Annotated in this window: 1 rRNA gene; it reads right to left on the bottom strand. The window is 50.3% G+C overall.

Annotated features, from left to right (window positions below):
- Nucleotides 1-296 (bottom strand): 23S ribosomal RNA (locus tag JO375_RS14305); the annotation flags it as partial.

Below are 296 nucleotides of genomic sequence, written 5' to 3'. Positions count from 1 at the left end.
TGCCTCCCCTCAAGCTGGCGCTCAAGGTTCTTAGGCTCCCACCTATCCTGTACAGATCGTACCCAAATTCAATATCAAGCTGCAGTAAAGCTCCATGGGGTCTTTCCGTCTTGTCGCGGGTAACCTGCATCTTCACAGGTATTAAAATTTCACCGGATCTCTCGTTGAGACAGCGCCCAAGTCGTTACGCCATTCGTGCGGGTCAGAATTTACCTGACAAGGAATTTCGCTACCTTAGGACCGTTATAGTTACGGCCGCCGTTTACTGGGGCTTCGGTTCATAGCTTCGCTCTAAA

Origin of the sequence: Paenibacillus farraposensis (assembly GCF_020736845.1) — a bacterium.
Taxonomy (GTDB): domain Bacteria; phylum Bacillota; class Bacilli; order Paenibacillales; family Paenibacillaceae; genus Paenibacillus; species Paenibacillus farraposensis.
The sequence above is the reverse complement of the archived record's forward strand: the minus strand, read 5'-3'. Positions and strand labels throughout refer to the sequence as shown.